A 15,008-nucleotide genomic window follows, 5' to 3' on the forward strand; every position below is an offset into this window, starting at 1 on the left:
GCCCGGACAAGGCAGACTGACGGGGTGAAGCGGGATGTCTAGGGGGACGGGCATGGACGGTGGACCGCGGGTGCCGGAGCAGCGGCGCGCCTCCTCCTCGGCGGAGGCCGCGGCGTTGCGCTTCAGTGTGCTCGGTCCGGTGCGCGCCTGGCGCGCCGGGGAGCCGCTCAACACCGGCTCCCCGCAGCAACGCGCCCTGCTTGCGGCCCTGTTGCTGCGCGAGGGCCGGACGGCGACCGCGGCGGAGCTGATCGACGCGCTGTGGGGCCCCGAGCCGCCGTCGCAGGCGCTGGCGGCGGTGCGCACGTACGCGTCCCGGCTGCGCAAGATCCTGGACCCCGGGGTCCTGGTCAGCGAGTCCGGCGGCTACGCGGTGCGCGGGCTGGGCGAGGGCGCCCTGGACGTGGCGGCGGCGCAGGACCTGGCTGCGGTGGCCGAGAAGGCGCGCGGCGCCGGGGACCTGGGGCAGGCCCGGGAGGCGCTGAACCGGACGCTCGCCCTGTGGGACGGAGAACCACTGGCCGGGGTGCCGGGCCCGTACGCCGACGCCCAGCGCACCCGGCTGGAGGAGTGGCGGCTCCAACTCCTCGAATCCCGCCTGGACATGGACCTGGAGCTGGGCTGCCACGCGGAGGCCGTCTCGGAGCTGACGGCACTCACCGCGGCCCACCCCCTGCGCGAACGCCTCCGCGAACTCCTCATGCTCGCCCTGTACCGCAGCGGCCGGCAGGCGGAGGCCCTCGCGGTGTACGCGGACACCCGCCGCCTGCTCGCCGAGGAACTCGGCGTCGACCCGCGCTCGGGCCTGCGCGACCTCCAGCAGCGGATCCTCCAGGCCGACCCGGCCCTGGCCGAGCCCTCCTCCCCCGCTCCGGAAACCCCGTCCGTCCTCGTCCGTCCCGCCCAGCTCCCGGCGACGGTCCCCGACTTCACCGGCCGCTCCGCCTTCGTCACCGAGCTGAGCGAGGTGCTGGCGTCGGCGGAGGGCCGGGTGATGGCCGTATCGGCGCTGGCGGGCATCGGAGGCGTCGGCAAGACGACCCTCGCCGTCCATGTGGCCCACCAGGCCCGGTCGGCCTTCCCTGACGGGCAGTTGTACGTCGATCTGCAGGGCGCGGGCACCCGGGCCGCGGAACCGGAGACGGTGCTCGGCGCCTTCCTGCGCGCCCTGGGCACGGCCGACTCCGCGATCCCGGACTCGCTGGAGGAGCGGGCGGCGCTGTACCGGTCCGTGCTGGACGGACGGCGGGTGCTGGTCCTGCTGGACAACGCGCGGGACGCGGCGCAGGTACGGCCGCTGCTGCCGGGCACGGAGGGCTGCGCGGCGCTGGTGACGTCCAGGGTGCGGATGGTCGACCTGGCGGGTGCCCACCTGGTGGACCTGGACGTGATGTCCCCGGACGAGGCGTTGCAGCTGTTCACGAAGATCGTCGGTGCGGAGCGGGTGGCCGCCGAGCGCGAGGCCGCCCTGGACGTGGTCGCGGCCTGCGGCTTCCTCCCGCTGGCGATCCGCATCGCGGCCTCCCGGCTGGCGGGCCGCCGCACCTGGACGGTCTCCGTGCTCGCGGCCAAGCTCGCCGACGAACGCCGCCGCCTGGACGAGCTCCAGGCCGGAGACCTGGCGGTGAAGGCGACCTTCGAACTGGGCTACGGCGCCCTGGACCCGGCCCAGGCGCGCGCCTTCCGCCTCCTCGGCCTGGCCGACGGGCCGGACATCTCGCTGGCCGCGGCCGCCGCGATGCTGGACCTCTCCCAGGAGGACACCGAGGACCTCCTGGAGGCCCTCGTCGACACCTCGCTCCTGGAGTCCGCGGCTCCCGGCCGCTACCGCTACCACGATCTCGTCCGCCTCTACGCGCGTGCGTGCGCGGAGCGGGACGAGTGGCCGCCCAGCGAACGGGCCGCGGCGCTCTCCCGGCTGCTGGACTTCTACCTGGCGACGGCCGCCGGGGTCTACGCCCTGGAGCGGCCCGGCGACCGGTTGGTGGACCACCTGGCCACCCCCCTGCGCCCCGGTCTGGTCTTCGCGGACCGACACCGCGCGCAGGACTGGCTGTACGCGGAGGCGGTGTCCCTGCTGGCGTGCGTACGGCAGTCGGCGGGCTCCGGGCTCCTCGCGCGCGCCGTCGACGTGCTGTGGGCCGCCGTGGACCTGGCCGAGTCCGGCACCAACTCCAAGGAGTACGCCGGTGTCGCGGCGTCCCTGTGCACGGCGGCGCGCCGCGCCGAGGACCCGCGCGCCGAGGCCCGGGCCCTGATCACCCTGGCCTACGCGCACAGCGTCACCGGCCGGTTCGACCTGGCCGACGAGGAGGCCGGCCGGGCCCGGGAGCTGACCACCGCGTCCGTCGACCCGCTGGCGAGCTGCTGGTCGTCCAACATCCTCGGAGTGATCGCGGTCTACCAGAGCCGCCACGACGACGGCGAGGCCCACCTCAACCAGGCGATCGAGAACTTCCGCGCCTGCGACGACCGCCCCGGCGAGGCGAGTGCCCTGTGCAACCTGTCCCGTGTCCACCTGGCCACCGGGCGCACCGAGAGCGCGGTGACGCTGGCCCGGCAGGGCACGGAGATGTACGACGCCATGGGGCACGCCCTGAAGGGCGCCAACGGCCGCTACGCCCTCGGCCTCGCCCTGACCAAGCACGGTGCGCTCACCGAGGCGACCGCCCGGCTGCAGGAGGCTCTGGAGGTGTTCCGGGACAGCCGCCAGCGCCTGTGGGAGGGCATGTCGCTGTTCCGGCTCGCCGAGGTCGATCTGGCCGCCGGGCATCCGGGGCAGGCAGCCTCCAGCGCCGAGGCCGCGCTGACCGTGCTGCGTGGCATCGGCGGTGACTGGCGGCGGGCCAACGTGCTGGTCGTCCTCGGGCAGGCGCTGAGCGGCATCGCGCAGCCCGGCCGGGCCCAGGTCTGCTGGCGCGAGGCACTGGACCTGTTCGAGGCGCTCGGCGCCCCGGAGGCGGACCAGGTCCGTGCCCTCCTCCAGCCGCTCGCGATGGCGTAACCCGGACCGGCCCCGCCGCCCGGGCCCCGGCGGCCGGACGGGCGGACACGGCCGCGCGGACGTTCATCGTTCGTTTATCGCCGTCCGTCACTCTCGTGGTGTCGTTCCGCCGCGTCGGGGGGCAGACGGGACGACCTGGACCGTTGCACTACGGTGAGCGGTCACGACGCCTGTCCGGCGGATCTCGGGGGAACCGCCGGACGGGCGGTCTATTTCAGGGCACCGAACTGTCAGGGGAGGCAGTGAACATGAGCGACGGCAACAGCACCGACAACATCCACGCGACGGGCACCGAGGACGAGACGACCGTCACCACGGACAACATCCACGCGACGAGCGAGCCGCTGGCGACGGGGAACCCGTTCAAGGCGGACGAGGAGGTGGTGGAGGCCGGCACGGGAACCGTCCACGCCGACAACATCCACGCCACGGGCGAGACCGCCTGACAGGACCACATCGGGACGGGGATCGGCCGCGGCGGCGCGGAGGGGGAGCCGTCGCGGCCGGGGTGTGTCCGGGCAGCCGCCCGCCTAACCGGCCCGCAGCTCCCCCTTCACCACCTTCCCGCTCGCGTTCCGCGGCAGTTCCGCCACGAACTCCACCGTCCGCGGCACCTTGTAGTTCGCCATCTCGCGGCGCGCCCAGGCGATCAGGTCGTCGGCCGTCAGTACGGCCCCCGCCCGCCGCACCACGAACGCCTTGCCGACCTCGCCGAGCCGCCCGTCCGGTACGCCGATCACCGCCACGTCCGCCACCTCCGGGTGCAGGCCCAGCAGTTGCTCTATCTCCGCCGGGTAGGCGTTGAAGCCGCCGACGATGAACATGTCCTTCAGGCGGTCGGTGATGCGGAGGTTGCCGGCCGGGTCCAGGACGCCGACGTCGCCGGTGCGCAGCCAGCCGTCCGCCGTCAGCGTCTCGGCGGTGGCCGCCGGGTCCTCGAAGTAGCCGCGCATGACGTTGAAGCCGCGGACCAGCACCTCCCCGGTCTCGTCCACCCGCACCTCGGTGCCGGGTATCGCACGCCCCGACGTCGACGCGATCACCGTCGGGTCGTCGCCCCGGCGGCACATGGTGACGATCCCGCTCGCCTCGGAGAGGCCGTAGGCGGTCAGGACCGTCTCGACGCCGAGTTCGCCGCGCAGCTGTTCGACGAGGAGCAGGGGTACGACGGCCGCTCCCGTCACCACCAGGCGCAGGGCGGAGAGGTCGTGCGCGTCCCGCGCGGGGTGGTCGAGGAGGGACTGGTGGAGGGTCGGCGGGCCGGGCAGCACGGACACCCGCTCCGCCGCCACGTTGGCCAGGACCGTCGCCACGTCGAAGACCGGCTGCGGGATCATCGTCGCCCCGCGCATCAGGCACGCGATCACCCCGGCCTTGTAGCCGAAGGTGTGGAAGAAGGGGTTGACGATCAGGTAGCGGTCGCCGGTGCGCAGGCCCGCCAGGTCCGCCCAGATCTCGTACGCCCGCAGGGTCTGGGCGTGGGTGATCATCGCACCCTTGGGACGGCCGGTCGTACCGGACGTGAAGATGATGTCGGAGAGGCAGGATCCGTCCAACCCGGCCGAACGGGACGCGACTTCACCGGCGCCGACCCCCTCGCCCGCCGCCAGGAAGTCCTTCCAGGTGCGGAAGCCGACGGGTGCGTCCTCCGACAGCACCACCACGTCCCGGAGGGACGGCAGCCCCGGAAGGGGGCCGCTCCCGCCGCCCTCGCCCGCCGCCCTCCGCAGCGACGCCACGTACGACGTGCCCAGGAACGTCCCCGTCACGAACAGCAGCCGCGCCCCGCTCCTGCGCAGCACGTCCGCCGCCTCCGCGCCCTTGAAGCGGGTGTTCAGCGGGACCAGGACCCCGCCGGCCGACACCGCGCCCAGCGCCGCGACGATCCAGTCCAGGGAGTTCGGGGCCCAGATCCCGACGCGGTCGCCCGCCTCGACGCCGGCGGCCAGGCAGGCGGCCGCCGCCCGTTCCACCCGGGCGCCCAGTTCGGCGTACGAGATCCGGGTGCGGCCGTCCACCACCGCCTCCACGTCCGCGTACCGCTCCGCCGCCGACCGCACCAGACCCGGCACGGTCTCCCACTCCATGTCACCGCGCACAACCGGCCTCCCCGGACGCATAGCTGACTGACCGTCAGATTAGCTGTAGCCTGACGACCTGTCAGCAAACCCCGACAGCCGTGGAGGTACGGGCACATGGCCGGTCTCAGAGGCGTCAAGGACGCCACCGCCATCGTCGGGATCGGGCAGACCCCCTTCGCCAAACGCCTCGACGAGGACGAGAAGACCCTCGCCTGCCGGGCCGTCCTCGCCGCCCTCGACGACGCCGGCATCGCACCGGGCGAGGTCGACGCCCTCGCCTCCTTCACCATGGAGGAGACCGACGAGGTGGAGCTGGCCAAGTCGGTCGGCTTCGGCGACCTGACCTTCTTCAGCAAGGTGGGATACGGCGGGGGCGGCTCCTGCGCCACGGTCGCGCACCTCGCCGCCGCGATAGCCAGTGGGCAGGCGAGCGTGGGCGTGGCATGGCGGTCGCGGAAGCGAGGCTCCGGCCCCCGGCCCTGGACCAACACCACCGTCCAGCTCCCGACCCCCGCCCAGTGGACCCGGCCCTCCGGGCTGCTCCGGCCCGCCGACGAGATAGCCATGCTCACCCGCCGCTACATGCACGAGTACGGCGCGACCCGCGACCACCTCTTCAACGTGGCCCTCGCCTGCCGCAACCGCGCCAACCAGAACCCGGCCGCCGTCATGTACGACCGCCCCCTCACCCGCGAGATGTACATGACCTCGCGGTGGATCAGCGAGCCCCTCTGCCTCTTCGACAACTGCCTGGAGACGGACGGCGCGCTGGCCTGTGTGGTGGTGAGCAGGGAGCGGGCCAGGGACTGCCGGCGCAGGCCCGTCTACATCCACTCGGCCGCCCAGGGCCTCCCCGCCCAGCACCACGGCATGGTCAACTACTGGAACGACGACCCCCTCACCGGCCCCGCCTGGACCGCCGCCCGCCATCTGTGGAAGCACGCCGACCTCACCCCCGACGACGTCGACGTCGCCCAGATCTACGACGCCTTCACCGCCCTGATCCCGCTCTCCCTGGAGGGCTACGGCTTCTGCGGGAGAGGGGAGGGCGGGGCGTTCACCGAGCAGGGCGCCCTGGAGATCGGCGGCCGGCTGCCCGTCAACACCGGGGGCGGCGGGCTCTCCGAGGCCTACGTCCACGGCTTCAACCTCATCACCGAGGGCGTCAAACAGCTGCGCGGCACCAGTACCGCCCAGGTGCCGGACGCCGCCACCTGCCTGGTCACCGCCGGCGAGGGCGTCCCCACCTCCGCCCTCCTCCTCACCAACCGGAGCTGAGATGCTGCGACCGGTCACCGACACCGACGGCGCGCCCTTCTGGGAGTACGCGGCCCGCGGCGAACTCCGCGTCCAGGCCTGCGCCGACTGCGGCGAACCCCGCTTCCCGCCCCGCCCCTGCTGCCCGCACTGCCAGTCCTTCGCGAGCGAGTGGCGGCCGACGAGCGGGCGGGGCCGGATCTGGTCGTACGTCGTCCCGCACCCGCCGCTGCTGCCGGAGTACGCGGCCCAGGCGCCGTACAACGTGGTGGTCGTGGAGCTCGACGACGCGCCCCGGGTACGGATGGTGGGCAACGTGGTGAGCGCAGCAGGGGCGCCGCTCGACTCCCTGCCCCTGGACCGGATCCGGATCGGCGCCCGGGTGCAGGCGGTCTTCGCGGACGGTCTGCCGCAGTGGGTCCTGGAGCGGCCGTGAGCCTGCGGCTGGAGGCGGACAAGGAGAGCGGGGTCGCCGTCGTCACCCTCGACCGGCCCGAGCGGCTCAACGCCATCGACCTCGCGACGGCCGGTGAACTCTCGGCCACCTGGCGGGTGTTGCGCTTCGACGACGCCGTACGGGCCGTCGTGCTCACCGGGGCCGGCGGGCGCGCCTTCAGCACCGGGCTCGACCGGGACGCCGTCGTGCCGCAGCCGTCCTCGCCGTACAGCCAGGACGATCCGCTGATCGCCGTCGGGCCGAAGTCGAACGACCTGTGGAAGCCGGTGATCGCCGCGGTGGCCGGGATGGCCTGCGGAGGTGCCTTCTACCTCCTCGGCGAGTGCGACTTCGTCGTCGCCGACGAGACCGCGGCCTTCTTCGACCCGCACACCTCCTACGGCATGGTCAGCGCGTACGAGTCGGTGCTGATGGCGCAGCGGATGCCGTACGGGGAGGTGGCCCGGATGGTGCTCATGGGCAACGCCGAGCGGGTGGGGGTGCGCAGGGCGTACGAGGTGGGGCTGGTGTCCGAAGTGACGGCCGCCGGGGAGGCGTTGGCGGCGGCCGTGCGGTGCGCGACCGTGATCGCCGGGTATCCGACGGAGGGGGTGCAGGGCAGCGTGCGGGCGCTGTGGGCGGCGAAGGGGGCGGACCGGGAGCGGGGGTGGGCCCAGGCCCCGCACCTGATCACGCTGGGCAACCTGCCGGACGAGCGGCAGGCGGAGCTGTTCGGCAACCGGGCGCGTACGGCGCCGCGCACCCGCTGAACCGCCGCGTGGCGGCGTCCGGCACTCGGGCGTAACGTTCGCTGCGGGAGCCGACTCCCACCCCGAGCGACGGCCGCCGTGCGCAGCCCTTCCGTGCGACTACTGGCGCGACGGCCGTCCCGGGTTCGACCGGGGGAGCGGCTGCATGTACGTGGGGGCTTGTCGCGCAGTTCCCCGCCCCCCTCAGGGGGCGCTGATGCAGCGCCCCTGTTTTCAGGGGCGCGGGGGACTGCGCGATCAGCCCCCACGGCGCCGCAGTGGCCCTACGACGCGCGCCCCCGCTGCGCTCACGCGGTGCGGGCCGTCCCCGTCCCCTTCTCGGCGTCCAGGGCGTACACGCACCGGTCCTTGCTGCACGCGTACACGACCCCGTCCCGCACCACCGGCGACCCGGTGATCTCCCCGCCGGTGGCGAGCTTCCACCGCAGCCGGCCGTCGTCGGCCTTCAGCGTGTACAACAGGTGGTCCGTCGAACCGAAGTGGATGCGGCCCTCGGCCACCGCCGGCGCGCCCACGACGTCGCCGCCCGCCTGGAAGCGCCACTTGGGGGTGCCGGTGACCGCGTCCAGGGTGTACAGCCCCTTGCCGCTGCCGACGTGGACGTGGCCGGCGGCGACGAGGACCGGCTCGATCGAGGCGCGGGCCTCCGTCGCGATGCGCCAGCGGTCGCGGCCGTCGGTGGCGTCGAGGGCGTACACGGTGCCGAGGTAGTCCGCGAGGTAGATGCCGCCCCCGGTGACGGCGGGCCCGGGGACGTGGGCGGGCGGGGAGAGGAAGACGGCCGGCGCCTCGAAGTGCCAGCGGACGCGGCCGCTCGCGGTGTCGAGGGCGATGACGCGGGTGCCCGCGGAGGCGTACACGAAGCCGTCGTCGGCGTGGGTGAGACGGACCGGGACGCCGCCGCAGGAGGCCGCGTCGCCGATGGGGTAGGACCAGCGTTCGTCGCCGGTACGCGCGTCCAGCGCCCGCAGGCGCGCGTCCTGCCAGACGTACACCGTGCCGTCGTGCAGGGAGGGGCCGGACTCGGGGGCCTCGAAGTCGGTCTGGGCGCCGGACAGCTCCCAGAGCTTCTGCCCGCTGGAGGCCTCCCAGGCCTGGACGCCGCCGCCCCGGGTGCCGGTGACGAGGGTGCCGCGGTCGGCCTTGAGCGAGTACACCCAGGCGTCCGTGGACAGCCGCCACAGGTCGCCGCCCTCCCGGGCCTCCAGCGCGAACAGGGTGGGGCCGTCGGAGGCGTGGATACGGCCGTCCGCGACCGCCATGGACCAGGCGACGTCCCGCGTCTTGAAGCGGCGGCGGCCGGTGGCCACGTCGAGGGCGTGCACCTCGAAGGAGGTGACGTAGACGAGGTCGCCGTCGACGGCCGGGGTGCCCCAGACGTCGTTGGACATCCGGAACCGCCAGGGCCGCCAGCCGGAGGCCGTCTCCGGGGGCAGGGCCGGGGCCGCCGGTACGGCGGGGTCGGCGCCGTTGACGCCGGGGTGCGGGCGGGACCAGCTGGCCACCAGGCCGGCCTCGGGCGGAGGGGCCTTCACGGCGGCGGCACGGGCGTCGGCGACCCGCGGCCCGGGGCCGATCGGCACCGGGGCGCCGGCGAGGCGGACCGGCCCGGTGTCGGGGCCGGGGGCGCCGACGGGGACCGGGGCCGGGACCACGGGGTCGTAGGAGGGCGGCGGCGGGACCGCGAGGCGGCCGGCGCTGCGGGCGCCGGCCGGGCCGGCGGAGGGTTTCACGGCCGGGCGGCCGCCGCGGCGGGACTCGATCAGCCCGACCGCCTTCTCGGGCAGCCAGGCGGACGCCGTACCGCTGTCGTCGGAGCCGGAGCCGAACAGGTGGGGGGCGAGCTGGGCCTGGAGGTCGGCCGGGTTGGGGCGGGCGGTGGCCTCCATCTGCATGCAGGACTCGATGAGGGGGCGCAGTTCGTCCGGGAGGCCTTCGAGGTCCGGGCCCTCGCGGAGCAGCATGAAGACGGTCTCGACCGGGTTGGCGCCGTGGAAGGGCGGGTGGCCGGTGGCGGCGAAGACGAGCATGGAGCCGAGGGAGAAGACGTCGCTCGCGCCGGTGACGCTGCGGGAGTCCTTGGCCTGCTCCGGGGACATGTAGGCGGGGGTACCGACCGCGACGTTCGTCATCGTCAGCCGGGTGTTCGAGACGCCGGAGGCGATGCCGAAGTCGATCACCCGGGGGCCGTCCTCGACCACGAGGACGTTGGACGGCTTGAGATCGCGGTGGACCAGTCCGGCGCCGTGGATCGACTGGAGCGCCTCGGCGACGCCCGCGGCGAGCCAGCGGACCGCCTGGGCCGGGAGCGGCCCGCAGTCGTTCACTATCTCCTCGAGGGAGGGCGCCGGCACGTACGCGGTCGCGAGCCACGGCACCGCGGCGCGCGGGTCGGCGTCGACGACGGCCGCCGTGTAGAAGCCGGAGACCGCGCGGGCCGCCTCCACCTCGCGGGTGAAGCGGACCCGGAACAGCTGGTCCTCGGCGAGCTCGGTCCGTACCGTCTTGATCGCCACGCGCCGCCCGGACGCCGAGCGCGCCAGATAGACCAGCCCCATGCCGCCGGCCCCCAGCCGTCCCAGCACCTCGAACGGCCCGATCCGCCGCGGATCGTGCTGCGTCAGCTGATCCACCACTTGCCTGCCACCTCCCCGTACGGGCCCCGTCCACCCACATATGTACGCGACCCCGTGCAGCGTCTCACCACCGCACCGCCATGGCGGCACGCACCCCGATTCTTCCTGGCCCGGGCACAGGTTGCGAACCCGGCGACCAATCGGGGTGTCTCATGACAAAGTGAGACATTTGTCCGCCAAGAGCCGCCCGTTTCCGGCCTCAGCGTTCCAGCAGCGCGAAGAACGCCCCCTGATTGTCGGTCACGACGGCCACTTTTCCGTACGACGTCTCGAAGGGCGGCGCCTGGACCCGGCCGCCCAGCTGCTGCACGGCCCCGGCCGCGGCCGCCACGTGCCCGGTGCGGAAGTGGACGACGAACTGGGAGGGCATCCCGGCCGCGAACACCTCGGTCACCGGGGCGCGGCCGAAGTCCGGGGCGGCGCCGGTGCCGAAGAGCGCGCCGGTGAAGAGGCGGCCGTAGAAGGTGTTCGCCGCCTCGATGTCGTTGGTGTAGAGCTGCGCCCAGGCGAAGGTGCCGGGGGCGTGCCGGACGCCGAAGCCGGGGTGTGCCGCGGCCTGCCAGAGGCCGAAGACCGCGCCCGTGGGGTCGGCGGCCAGGGCGGCGGTGCCGAGGTCGCGGACGGGCACGGGGTCGTTGACGATCTGGCCGCCGGCGGCGACGATCCGGCGGGCGAGGTCCCGGATGTCGGGGGCCGCGAAGTACACCGTCCAGACGGTGGGCATCCGGCCGTCCCGCTTCCGTGCCAGCCTGGCGACGGCGGCGCCGCCCAGCCGGGCCCACACGGCCTGCGGACCGGCGTCCTCGAAGGTCCACCCGAAGAGCCCGCCGTAGAACCGCTTGCCCGCCTCGACGTCGGGGAGCTGCACGTCCACCCAGCAGGGGACGCCCTCCGCGTATCCGGATGCCCTGTTTTCGGCCATGTCGTCAAAGTAACCGCCCGGCCCGCAGCGCGCAGACCAGCCGCACCGGCCCCTATACACCCGTGCACCCCATTTGCAGTCGGCCGAATCGCGCTCCGATCACCCCTCGGTAAGCTGACGGCATGACAGGACAAGTGCGTACCGTCGACGGCCGCGTGGCCGGCCGGCGTGGGCAGGCGACCCGGCAGAAGCTGCTCGACTGCCTCAGCGAGATGCTCAGCTCCTCCCCTTACCGGGACGTCAAGGTCATCGATGTCGCCCGGAAAGCGGGCACTTCGCCCGCGACCTTCTACCAGTACTTCCCGGACGTCGAGGGCGCCGTCCTGGAGATCGCCGAGCACATGGCCACGGAGGGCGGTCAGTTGACCGAGCTGCTGGCCGGACGCTCCTGGGTCGGCAAGGCCGGCTGGGCGACCGCACAGGAACTCGTCGACGGTTTCCTGGAGTTCTGGCGCAAGAACGACGCGATCCTGCGCGTGGTCGACCTCGGGGCGGCCGAGGGGGACAAACGGTTCTACAAGATCCGTATGAAGATCCTGAACTCGGTGAACAACTCCCTGACCGACTCCATCGCGGAGTTGCAGTCCAAGGGCAGGGTCGACAAGGACGTGAACCCGGCCGCCGTGGCCGGTTCGCTGGTCGCCATGCTCGCGGCCGTCGCCGCGCACCAGAAGGGTTTCCAGACCTGGGGCGTGAAGCAGGCCGAACTCAAGCCGAACCTCGCGCTGTTGGTGCATCTGGGCGTGACCGGGAAGAAGCCCACGAAGTAGCCCGCGCCCCGGGTCCTGTCTGGCAGGCGGTGGTTCACGTGCAGCGGTGAACCACCGCCTGTCGTCCTACGCCGGCAACGGCCGGTCCCGCACCACGTGCTTCATCACCAGCGTCGAGGTGAGGCGCTGCACGCCCGGCAGGGTCGCGAGCCGCTCGTCGTAGAGCCGCTGGAAGGCGGCGAGGTCGGCGGTGGCCACCCGCAGCAGGTAGTCGGGCTCGCCGAACAGCCGCTGTGCGTCCAGCACATGGGGGATCTCCACGAGCGCCCGCTCGAAGTCGGCGACCGTGTCCCGGTCTTCCTGCCGCATGGACACGAAGACCAGCGCCTCGAAGGTCAGCCCCACGGCGGCCGGGTCCACCACCGCCCGGTACCCGCTGATCGCCCCCGCCCGCTCCAGCTCGCGCAGCCGCCGGTGGCACGGCGAGACGCTCAGCCGCACCCGCCCGGCCAGCTCGGTCACGGTCAGCCGCCCGTCCTGCTGAAGCTCGGCAAGGATTTTCCGATCCACGTCGTCCATGAGCAAGATTCTCCCCCCAAACCGGCACTCCCGAGCAAATTTTGGGAACTCTTTCGAGCCTGTCACACTCTCATGTCCCTTTCCATGGACACCGGACGCCTCCTCTCCTTCCTCGCCGTCGACCTGCTGCTGGTGTGCGTGCCGGGCGCCGACTGGGCGTACGTGATCGCCGCCGGGGTGCGCGGCCGCTCGGTGCCGCGCGCGGTGGCGGGCCTGGTCGCCGGGTACGCGCTGCACACCGCGCCGGCGGTCGCGGGGCTCGCGGTGCTGGTCGCCCGGTCGCCGCAGCTGCTCACGGCCCTGACCGTGGCAGGCACCGGATACCTGCTGTGGCTGGGCTGGGGCGTGCTGCGCCGCCCGATGGTCCCGCAGGAGGCGGAGGAGGAGGCGGCGGACGGGCCGCAGGGCTTCTGGCGGGGCGCCGCGATCAGCGGCCTGAACCCGAAGGCGCTGCTGCTCTACCTCTCGGTACTCCCCCGGTTCCTGGTCACGACGGGCGCCCACCTCCCCGTGGCCGCCCAGACCGCCGTGCTCGGCGCCCTGCACATGGCCGCCTGCGCGGCCGTCTACCTGGCGGTCGGCGCCCTCTCCCGCGCCCTGCTGTCCGCCCGCCCCCGGGCCGCCCGCGCGGTGACCCGGACCTCGGGGGCGGCGATGCTGGGCATCGGGGCGCTGCTGCTGGGGGAGCGGCTGTTCTGAGCGCTCAGCCGCTCCCCGGTTCGTCAGCGGCGGTCCAGTGCGGTGGTCGACTGGGCGGCCAGGTCGGCGGGCACGCTCGTCCTGGTCGTGCAGGGGGCGCCCGCGCCGGGGGCGGTGGCGGTGTCCGGGTATGCGCAGACGGTGCGTTCGGTGCCGGTGCCGGGGTCCTTCTGGCCGAAGGACTCGGGGGCGCGGCCGTGCTCGGTCCACGCCTCCAGGGCGTCCAGGAGCCGCGACCGCGCGTCGGTGGTGCCGGTGAGGTCCGGCTCGGTGTGGCCGACGCCCGGGAAGTAGAAGGTGCGGACGAAGGAGCGGGTGCCCCGGACGCCGTAACGGTCGTACAGGCGCTGCTGGTAGTTGTAGGAGTTGAACGGCAGGATCAGGGGGTCGTTCGTCCCCGTGTAGGAGAGGATCTTGCCGTTGTTCTTCCGGACCTTGGACAGGTCGGTGCTGTCGGTGGCGGCGGTCTTCTCGAACTTGCGGTACGACGCCTCGAAGAACCGCGGGAAGTTCTCCATGGTCAGGTTCCTGCGCCAGTCGTAGGCCGGATCCTGCTCCAGCCAGTTGCGGAGGTAGGTCTCGATCAACGGGCTCATGGTGTTCCCGCCGGGCAGCAGGACCGAGAAGGTGGTGCCCCGGGTGATGCCGCCCCACAGCCAGTTGCCGTGGGCGTCGCGCGGGCCGTCCCAGATGAGGTCGACGGCCTCGGCCTCCCGGGCGGTGAGTCCCGTGACCTCGCGGGCGTCGAAGGCGCAGCGGCGGGGGTCGGCGACGACCCCGTCGGTGACGCCGTCCTCGGGGTCGCAGGCGGCGACGGCGGCGGCGTTCGCGGCGTCGCTCTTTGCGGGTGACAGGCCGCCGGGGCCGAGGAGTTCGTTGACGACGACCGCGGGCCAGGCCTCGCCGATGATGAACCGGTTCCAGTTGACCGCCGGGTAGCCGAGCAGGAAGCCGTCGTACTCGTCGCCGTACTTCTGGGCCATCTCCCAGCCCTGCCGGCCGCCGGTGGAGCCGCCGACCCAGTAGTTCCGCTGCGCGGCCCGGCCGTAGTAGCTCTTCGCGAGGGAGAGCGCCCAGACCGTCTGCTCGTGCAGGCTGCGGTCGATGAAGTCGTCGACCTGCGGGGTGTTCAGCTCGCCCGAGGGGGACAGCACGAAGCCGCCGCCGGCCTCGCCGCAGCCGGGCTGTGCGTTGGCCTCGCCGGTCCTCGGATCGGTCGCGTCGCACCAGGCGGAGCTGTGGCCGGTGTCGGTGACCGAACCGACCTCGCCGCGCCGGACCGGCACGCCGAGGTCGCCGAGGTCACCGCCGTACCCGCCGCCGCCGACGTTCAGGACCCGGCCGTTCCAGGCGCCCGTGTAGGTGCCGCCCGCTCCGGCGTCGGCGGTGCTGAGCGGGAGGGTGACGCGGACGTTGATCGCCCGGGTGGGTACGAGGTCGACCTGGCAGTAGGCCGGGAGCGTCGCGGTGGCGGGCACGAGCTCGGAGCTGATGCTCTTGACGTGGGAGTGCGCGAGCACCGTCCGCGCGAGGCCGGCACAGCGGGGGCCGGCCTCGGCGCCGGCCGGCTGCACGGCGAGCGCGGACACCGCCACCGTCACGGCGGCCACGAGGCAGGCCGCCGGCCGCAGGGACGCGAGCGGATCACGTGTGTTCATTCGTCGGCCTTTCGGGGTCGGGAATGCGCAACGCGTCATCCCAGCCTCCGGCCGCCCGACGGCGGAGCGCGGGTGCCGCTCCGCGGAACGGCCGACGTGAACACCGACGGCCGTACGGCACGGGGGGGGAGTCCCTCGGCCGCGGGTGCGTGGGGGCTCCTCGCGCAGTTCCCCGCGCCCCTGAAAGCAGGGGGCGCTGCAGTGCGCGCCCCTTTAGGGGCGCTGGGGGTACCCCCGGCCGAAGGCTGGGGGAGGA

The 15,008-nt window shown here is 73.6% G+C and carries 12 protein-coding genes; 7 read left to right on the forward strand and 5 right to left on the reverse strand.

Going from position 1 to position 15,008, the window contains the following annotated elements; all coding sequences use genetic code 11:
- Nucleotides 1-52: 52 nt before the first annotated feature.
- Together ACFY6U_RS25850 and ACFY6U_RS25855 are read left to right on the forward strand one after the other, a co-directional pair.
- Entirely contained in the window at nt 53-3,004 is a 2,952-nt protein-coding gene (locus ACFY6U_RS25850; RefSeq protein WP_390041890.1) for a BTAD domain-containing putative transcriptional regulator, read from the forward strand.
- 248 nt (nt 3,005-3,252) lie between these two features.
- A complete protein-coding gene (locus ACFY6U_RS25855) occupies nt 3,253-3,450 on the forward strand; it encodes a hypothetical protein (protein ID WP_390041892.1) in 198 nt (65 codons plus the stop codon).
- Nucleotides 3,451-3,534: 84 nt separating this feature from the next.
- Here ACFY6U_RS25855 and ACFY6U_RS25860 read toward each other — a convergent pair whose 3' ends face one another.
- Nucleotides 3,535-5,091 carry a FadD3 family acyl-CoA ligase gene (locus ACFY6U_RS25860; RefSeq protein ID WP_390042425.1) on the reverse strand — a complete coding sequence of 519 codons (1,557 nt, stop codon included), beginning with the start codon at nt 5,089-5,091 and terminating at the stop codon, nt 3,535-3,537.
- A 108-nt stretch (nt 5,092-5,199) separates the two neighbouring features.
- Here ACFY6U_RS25860 and ACFY6U_RS25865 point away from each other — a divergent pair, with 108 nt between their 5' ends.
- The 3 genes from ACFY6U_RS25865 to ACFY6U_RS25875 are packed head-to-tail and all read left to right on the forward strand — an operon-like array spanning nt 5,200 to nt 7,548.
- Nucleotides 5,200-6,363, forward strand: a complete 1,164-nt coding sequence (locus tag ACFY6U_RS25865; protein ID WP_390041894.1) for a lipid-transfer protein — start codon at nt 5,200-5,202, stop codon at nt 6,361-6,363.
- Between the two features lies 1 nt (nt 6,364).
- Nucleotides 6,365-6,778 carry an OB-fold domain-containing protein gene (locus tag ACFY6U_RS25870; RefSeq protein WP_351484130.1) on the forward strand — a complete coding sequence of 138 codons (414 nt, stop codon included), beginning with the start codon at nt 6,365-6,367 and terminating at the stop codon, nt 6,776-6,778.
- Nucleotides 6,775-7,548: an enoyl-CoA hydratase/isomerase family protein gene (locus ACFY6U_RS25875; protein WP_390041896.1), complete on the forward strand. Its 774-nt coding sequence runs from the start codon at nt 6,775-6,777 to the stop codon at nt 7,546-7,548. Before ACFY6U_RS25870 ends, ACFY6U_RS25875 begins: the two co-directional genes overlap by 4 nt.
- Before the next feature lie 287 nt (nt 7,549-7,835).
- Here the strand turns inward: ACFY6U_RS25875 and ACFY6U_RS25880 are convergent, their stop codons facing one another.
- Nucleotides 7,836-10,184 (reverse strand): PQQ-binding-like beta-propeller repeat protein, encoded by a 2,349-nt coding sequence (locus ACFY6U_RS25880; RefSeq protein WP_390041898.1) that lies wholly within the window; start codon nt 10,182-10,184, stop codon nt 7,836-7,838.
- A gap of 199 nt (nt 10,185-10,383) precedes the next feature.
- Entirely contained in the window at nt 10,384-11,106 is a 723-nt protein-coding gene (locus ACFY6U_RS25885; protein ID WP_390041900.1) for a VOC family protein, read from the reverse strand.
- Between the two features lie 122 nt (nt 11,107-11,228).
- Here ACFY6U_RS25885 and ACFY6U_RS25890 point away from each other — a divergent pair, with 122 nt between their 5' ends.
- Nucleotides 11,229-11,876 (forward strand): TetR family transcriptional regulator, encoded by a 648-nt coding sequence (locus tag ACFY6U_RS25890; protein ID WP_390041901.1) that lies wholly within the window; start codon nt 11,229-11,231, stop codon nt 11,874-11,876.
- Nucleotides 11,877-11,942: 66 nt separating this feature from the next.
- On the opposite strand, the gene ACFY6U_RS25895 is transcribed toward ACFY6U_RS25890, so the two are convergent.
- On the reverse strand, nt 11,943-12,395 hold the full coding sequence (locus ACFY6U_RS25895; protein WP_390041903.1) for an Lrp/AsnC family transcriptional regulator: 453 nt from the start codon (nt 12,393-12,395) through the stop codon (nt 11,943-11,945).
- Nucleotides 12,396-12,479: 84 nt separating this feature from the next.
- Between ACFY6U_RS25895 and ACFY6U_RS25900 the strand changes: the two genes are divergently transcribed.
- Entirely contained in the window at nt 12,480-13,094 is a 615-nt protein-coding gene (locus tag ACFY6U_RS25900; protein ID WP_390041905.1) for a LysE family translocator, read from the forward strand.
- A gap of 23 nt (nt 13,095-13,117) precedes the next feature.
- Here ACFY6U_RS25900 and ACFY6U_RS25905 read toward each other — a convergent pair whose 3' ends face one another.
- A complete protein-coding gene (locus ACFY6U_RS25905; protein WP_390041907.1) occupies nt 13,118-14,752 on the reverse strand; it encodes a tannase/feruloyl esterase family alpha/beta hydrolase in 1,635 nt (544 codons plus the stop codon).
- Nucleotides 14,753-15,008: the final 256 nt, after the last annotated feature.

Source organism: Streptomyces sp. NPDC013157 (genome assembly GCF_042899865.1).
GTDB lineage: Bacteria > Actinomycetota > Actinomycetes > Streptomycetales > Streptomycetaceae > Streptomyces.

Excerpts from the sequence above, each read along its gene's own strand:
- ACFY6U_RS25885 (WP_390041900.1), bottom strand. The coding sequence starts at position 11,106 with ATGGCCGAAAACAGGGCATCCGGATACGCGGAGGGCGTCCCCTGCTGG.
- ACFY6U_RS25855 (WP_390041892.1), top strand. The coding sequence starts at position 3,253 with ATGAGCGACGGCAACAGCACCGACAACATCCACGCGACGGGCACCGAG.
- ACFY6U_RS25870 (WP_351484130.1), top strand. The coding sequence starts at position 6,365 with ATGCTGCGACCGGTCACCGACACCGACGGCGCGCCCTTCTGGGAGTAC.
- ACFY6U_RS25900 (WP_390041905.1), top strand. The coding sequence starts at position 12,480 with ATGGACACCGGACGCCTCCTCTCCTTCCTCGCCGTCGACCTGCTGCTG.
- ACFY6U_RS25895 (WP_390041903.1), bottom strand. The coding sequence starts at position 12,395 with ATGGACGACGTGGATCGGAAAATCCTTGCCGAGCTTCAGCAGGACGGG.
- ACFY6U_RS25860 (WP_390042425.1), bottom strand. The coding sequence starts at position 5,091 with ATGGAGTGGGAGACCGTGCCGGGTCTGGTGCGGTCGGCGGCGGAGCGG.
- ACFY6U_RS25905 (WP_390041907.1), bottom strand. The coding sequence starts at position 14,752 with ATGAACACACGTGATCCGCTCGCGTCCCTGCGGCCGGCGGCCTGCCTC.
- ACFY6U_RS25865 (WP_390041894.1), top strand. The coding sequence starts at position 5,200 with ATGGCCGGTCTCAGAGGCGTCAAGGACGCCACCGCCATCGTCGGGATC.
- ACFY6U_RS25850 (WP_390041890.1), top strand. The coding sequence starts at position 53 with ATGGACGGTGGACCGCGGGTGCCGGAGCAGCGGCGCGCCTCCTCCTCG.
- ACFY6U_RS25890 (WP_390041901.1), top strand. The coding sequence starts at position 11,229 with ATGACAGGACAAGTGCGTACCGTCGACGGCCGCGTGGCCGGCCGGCGT.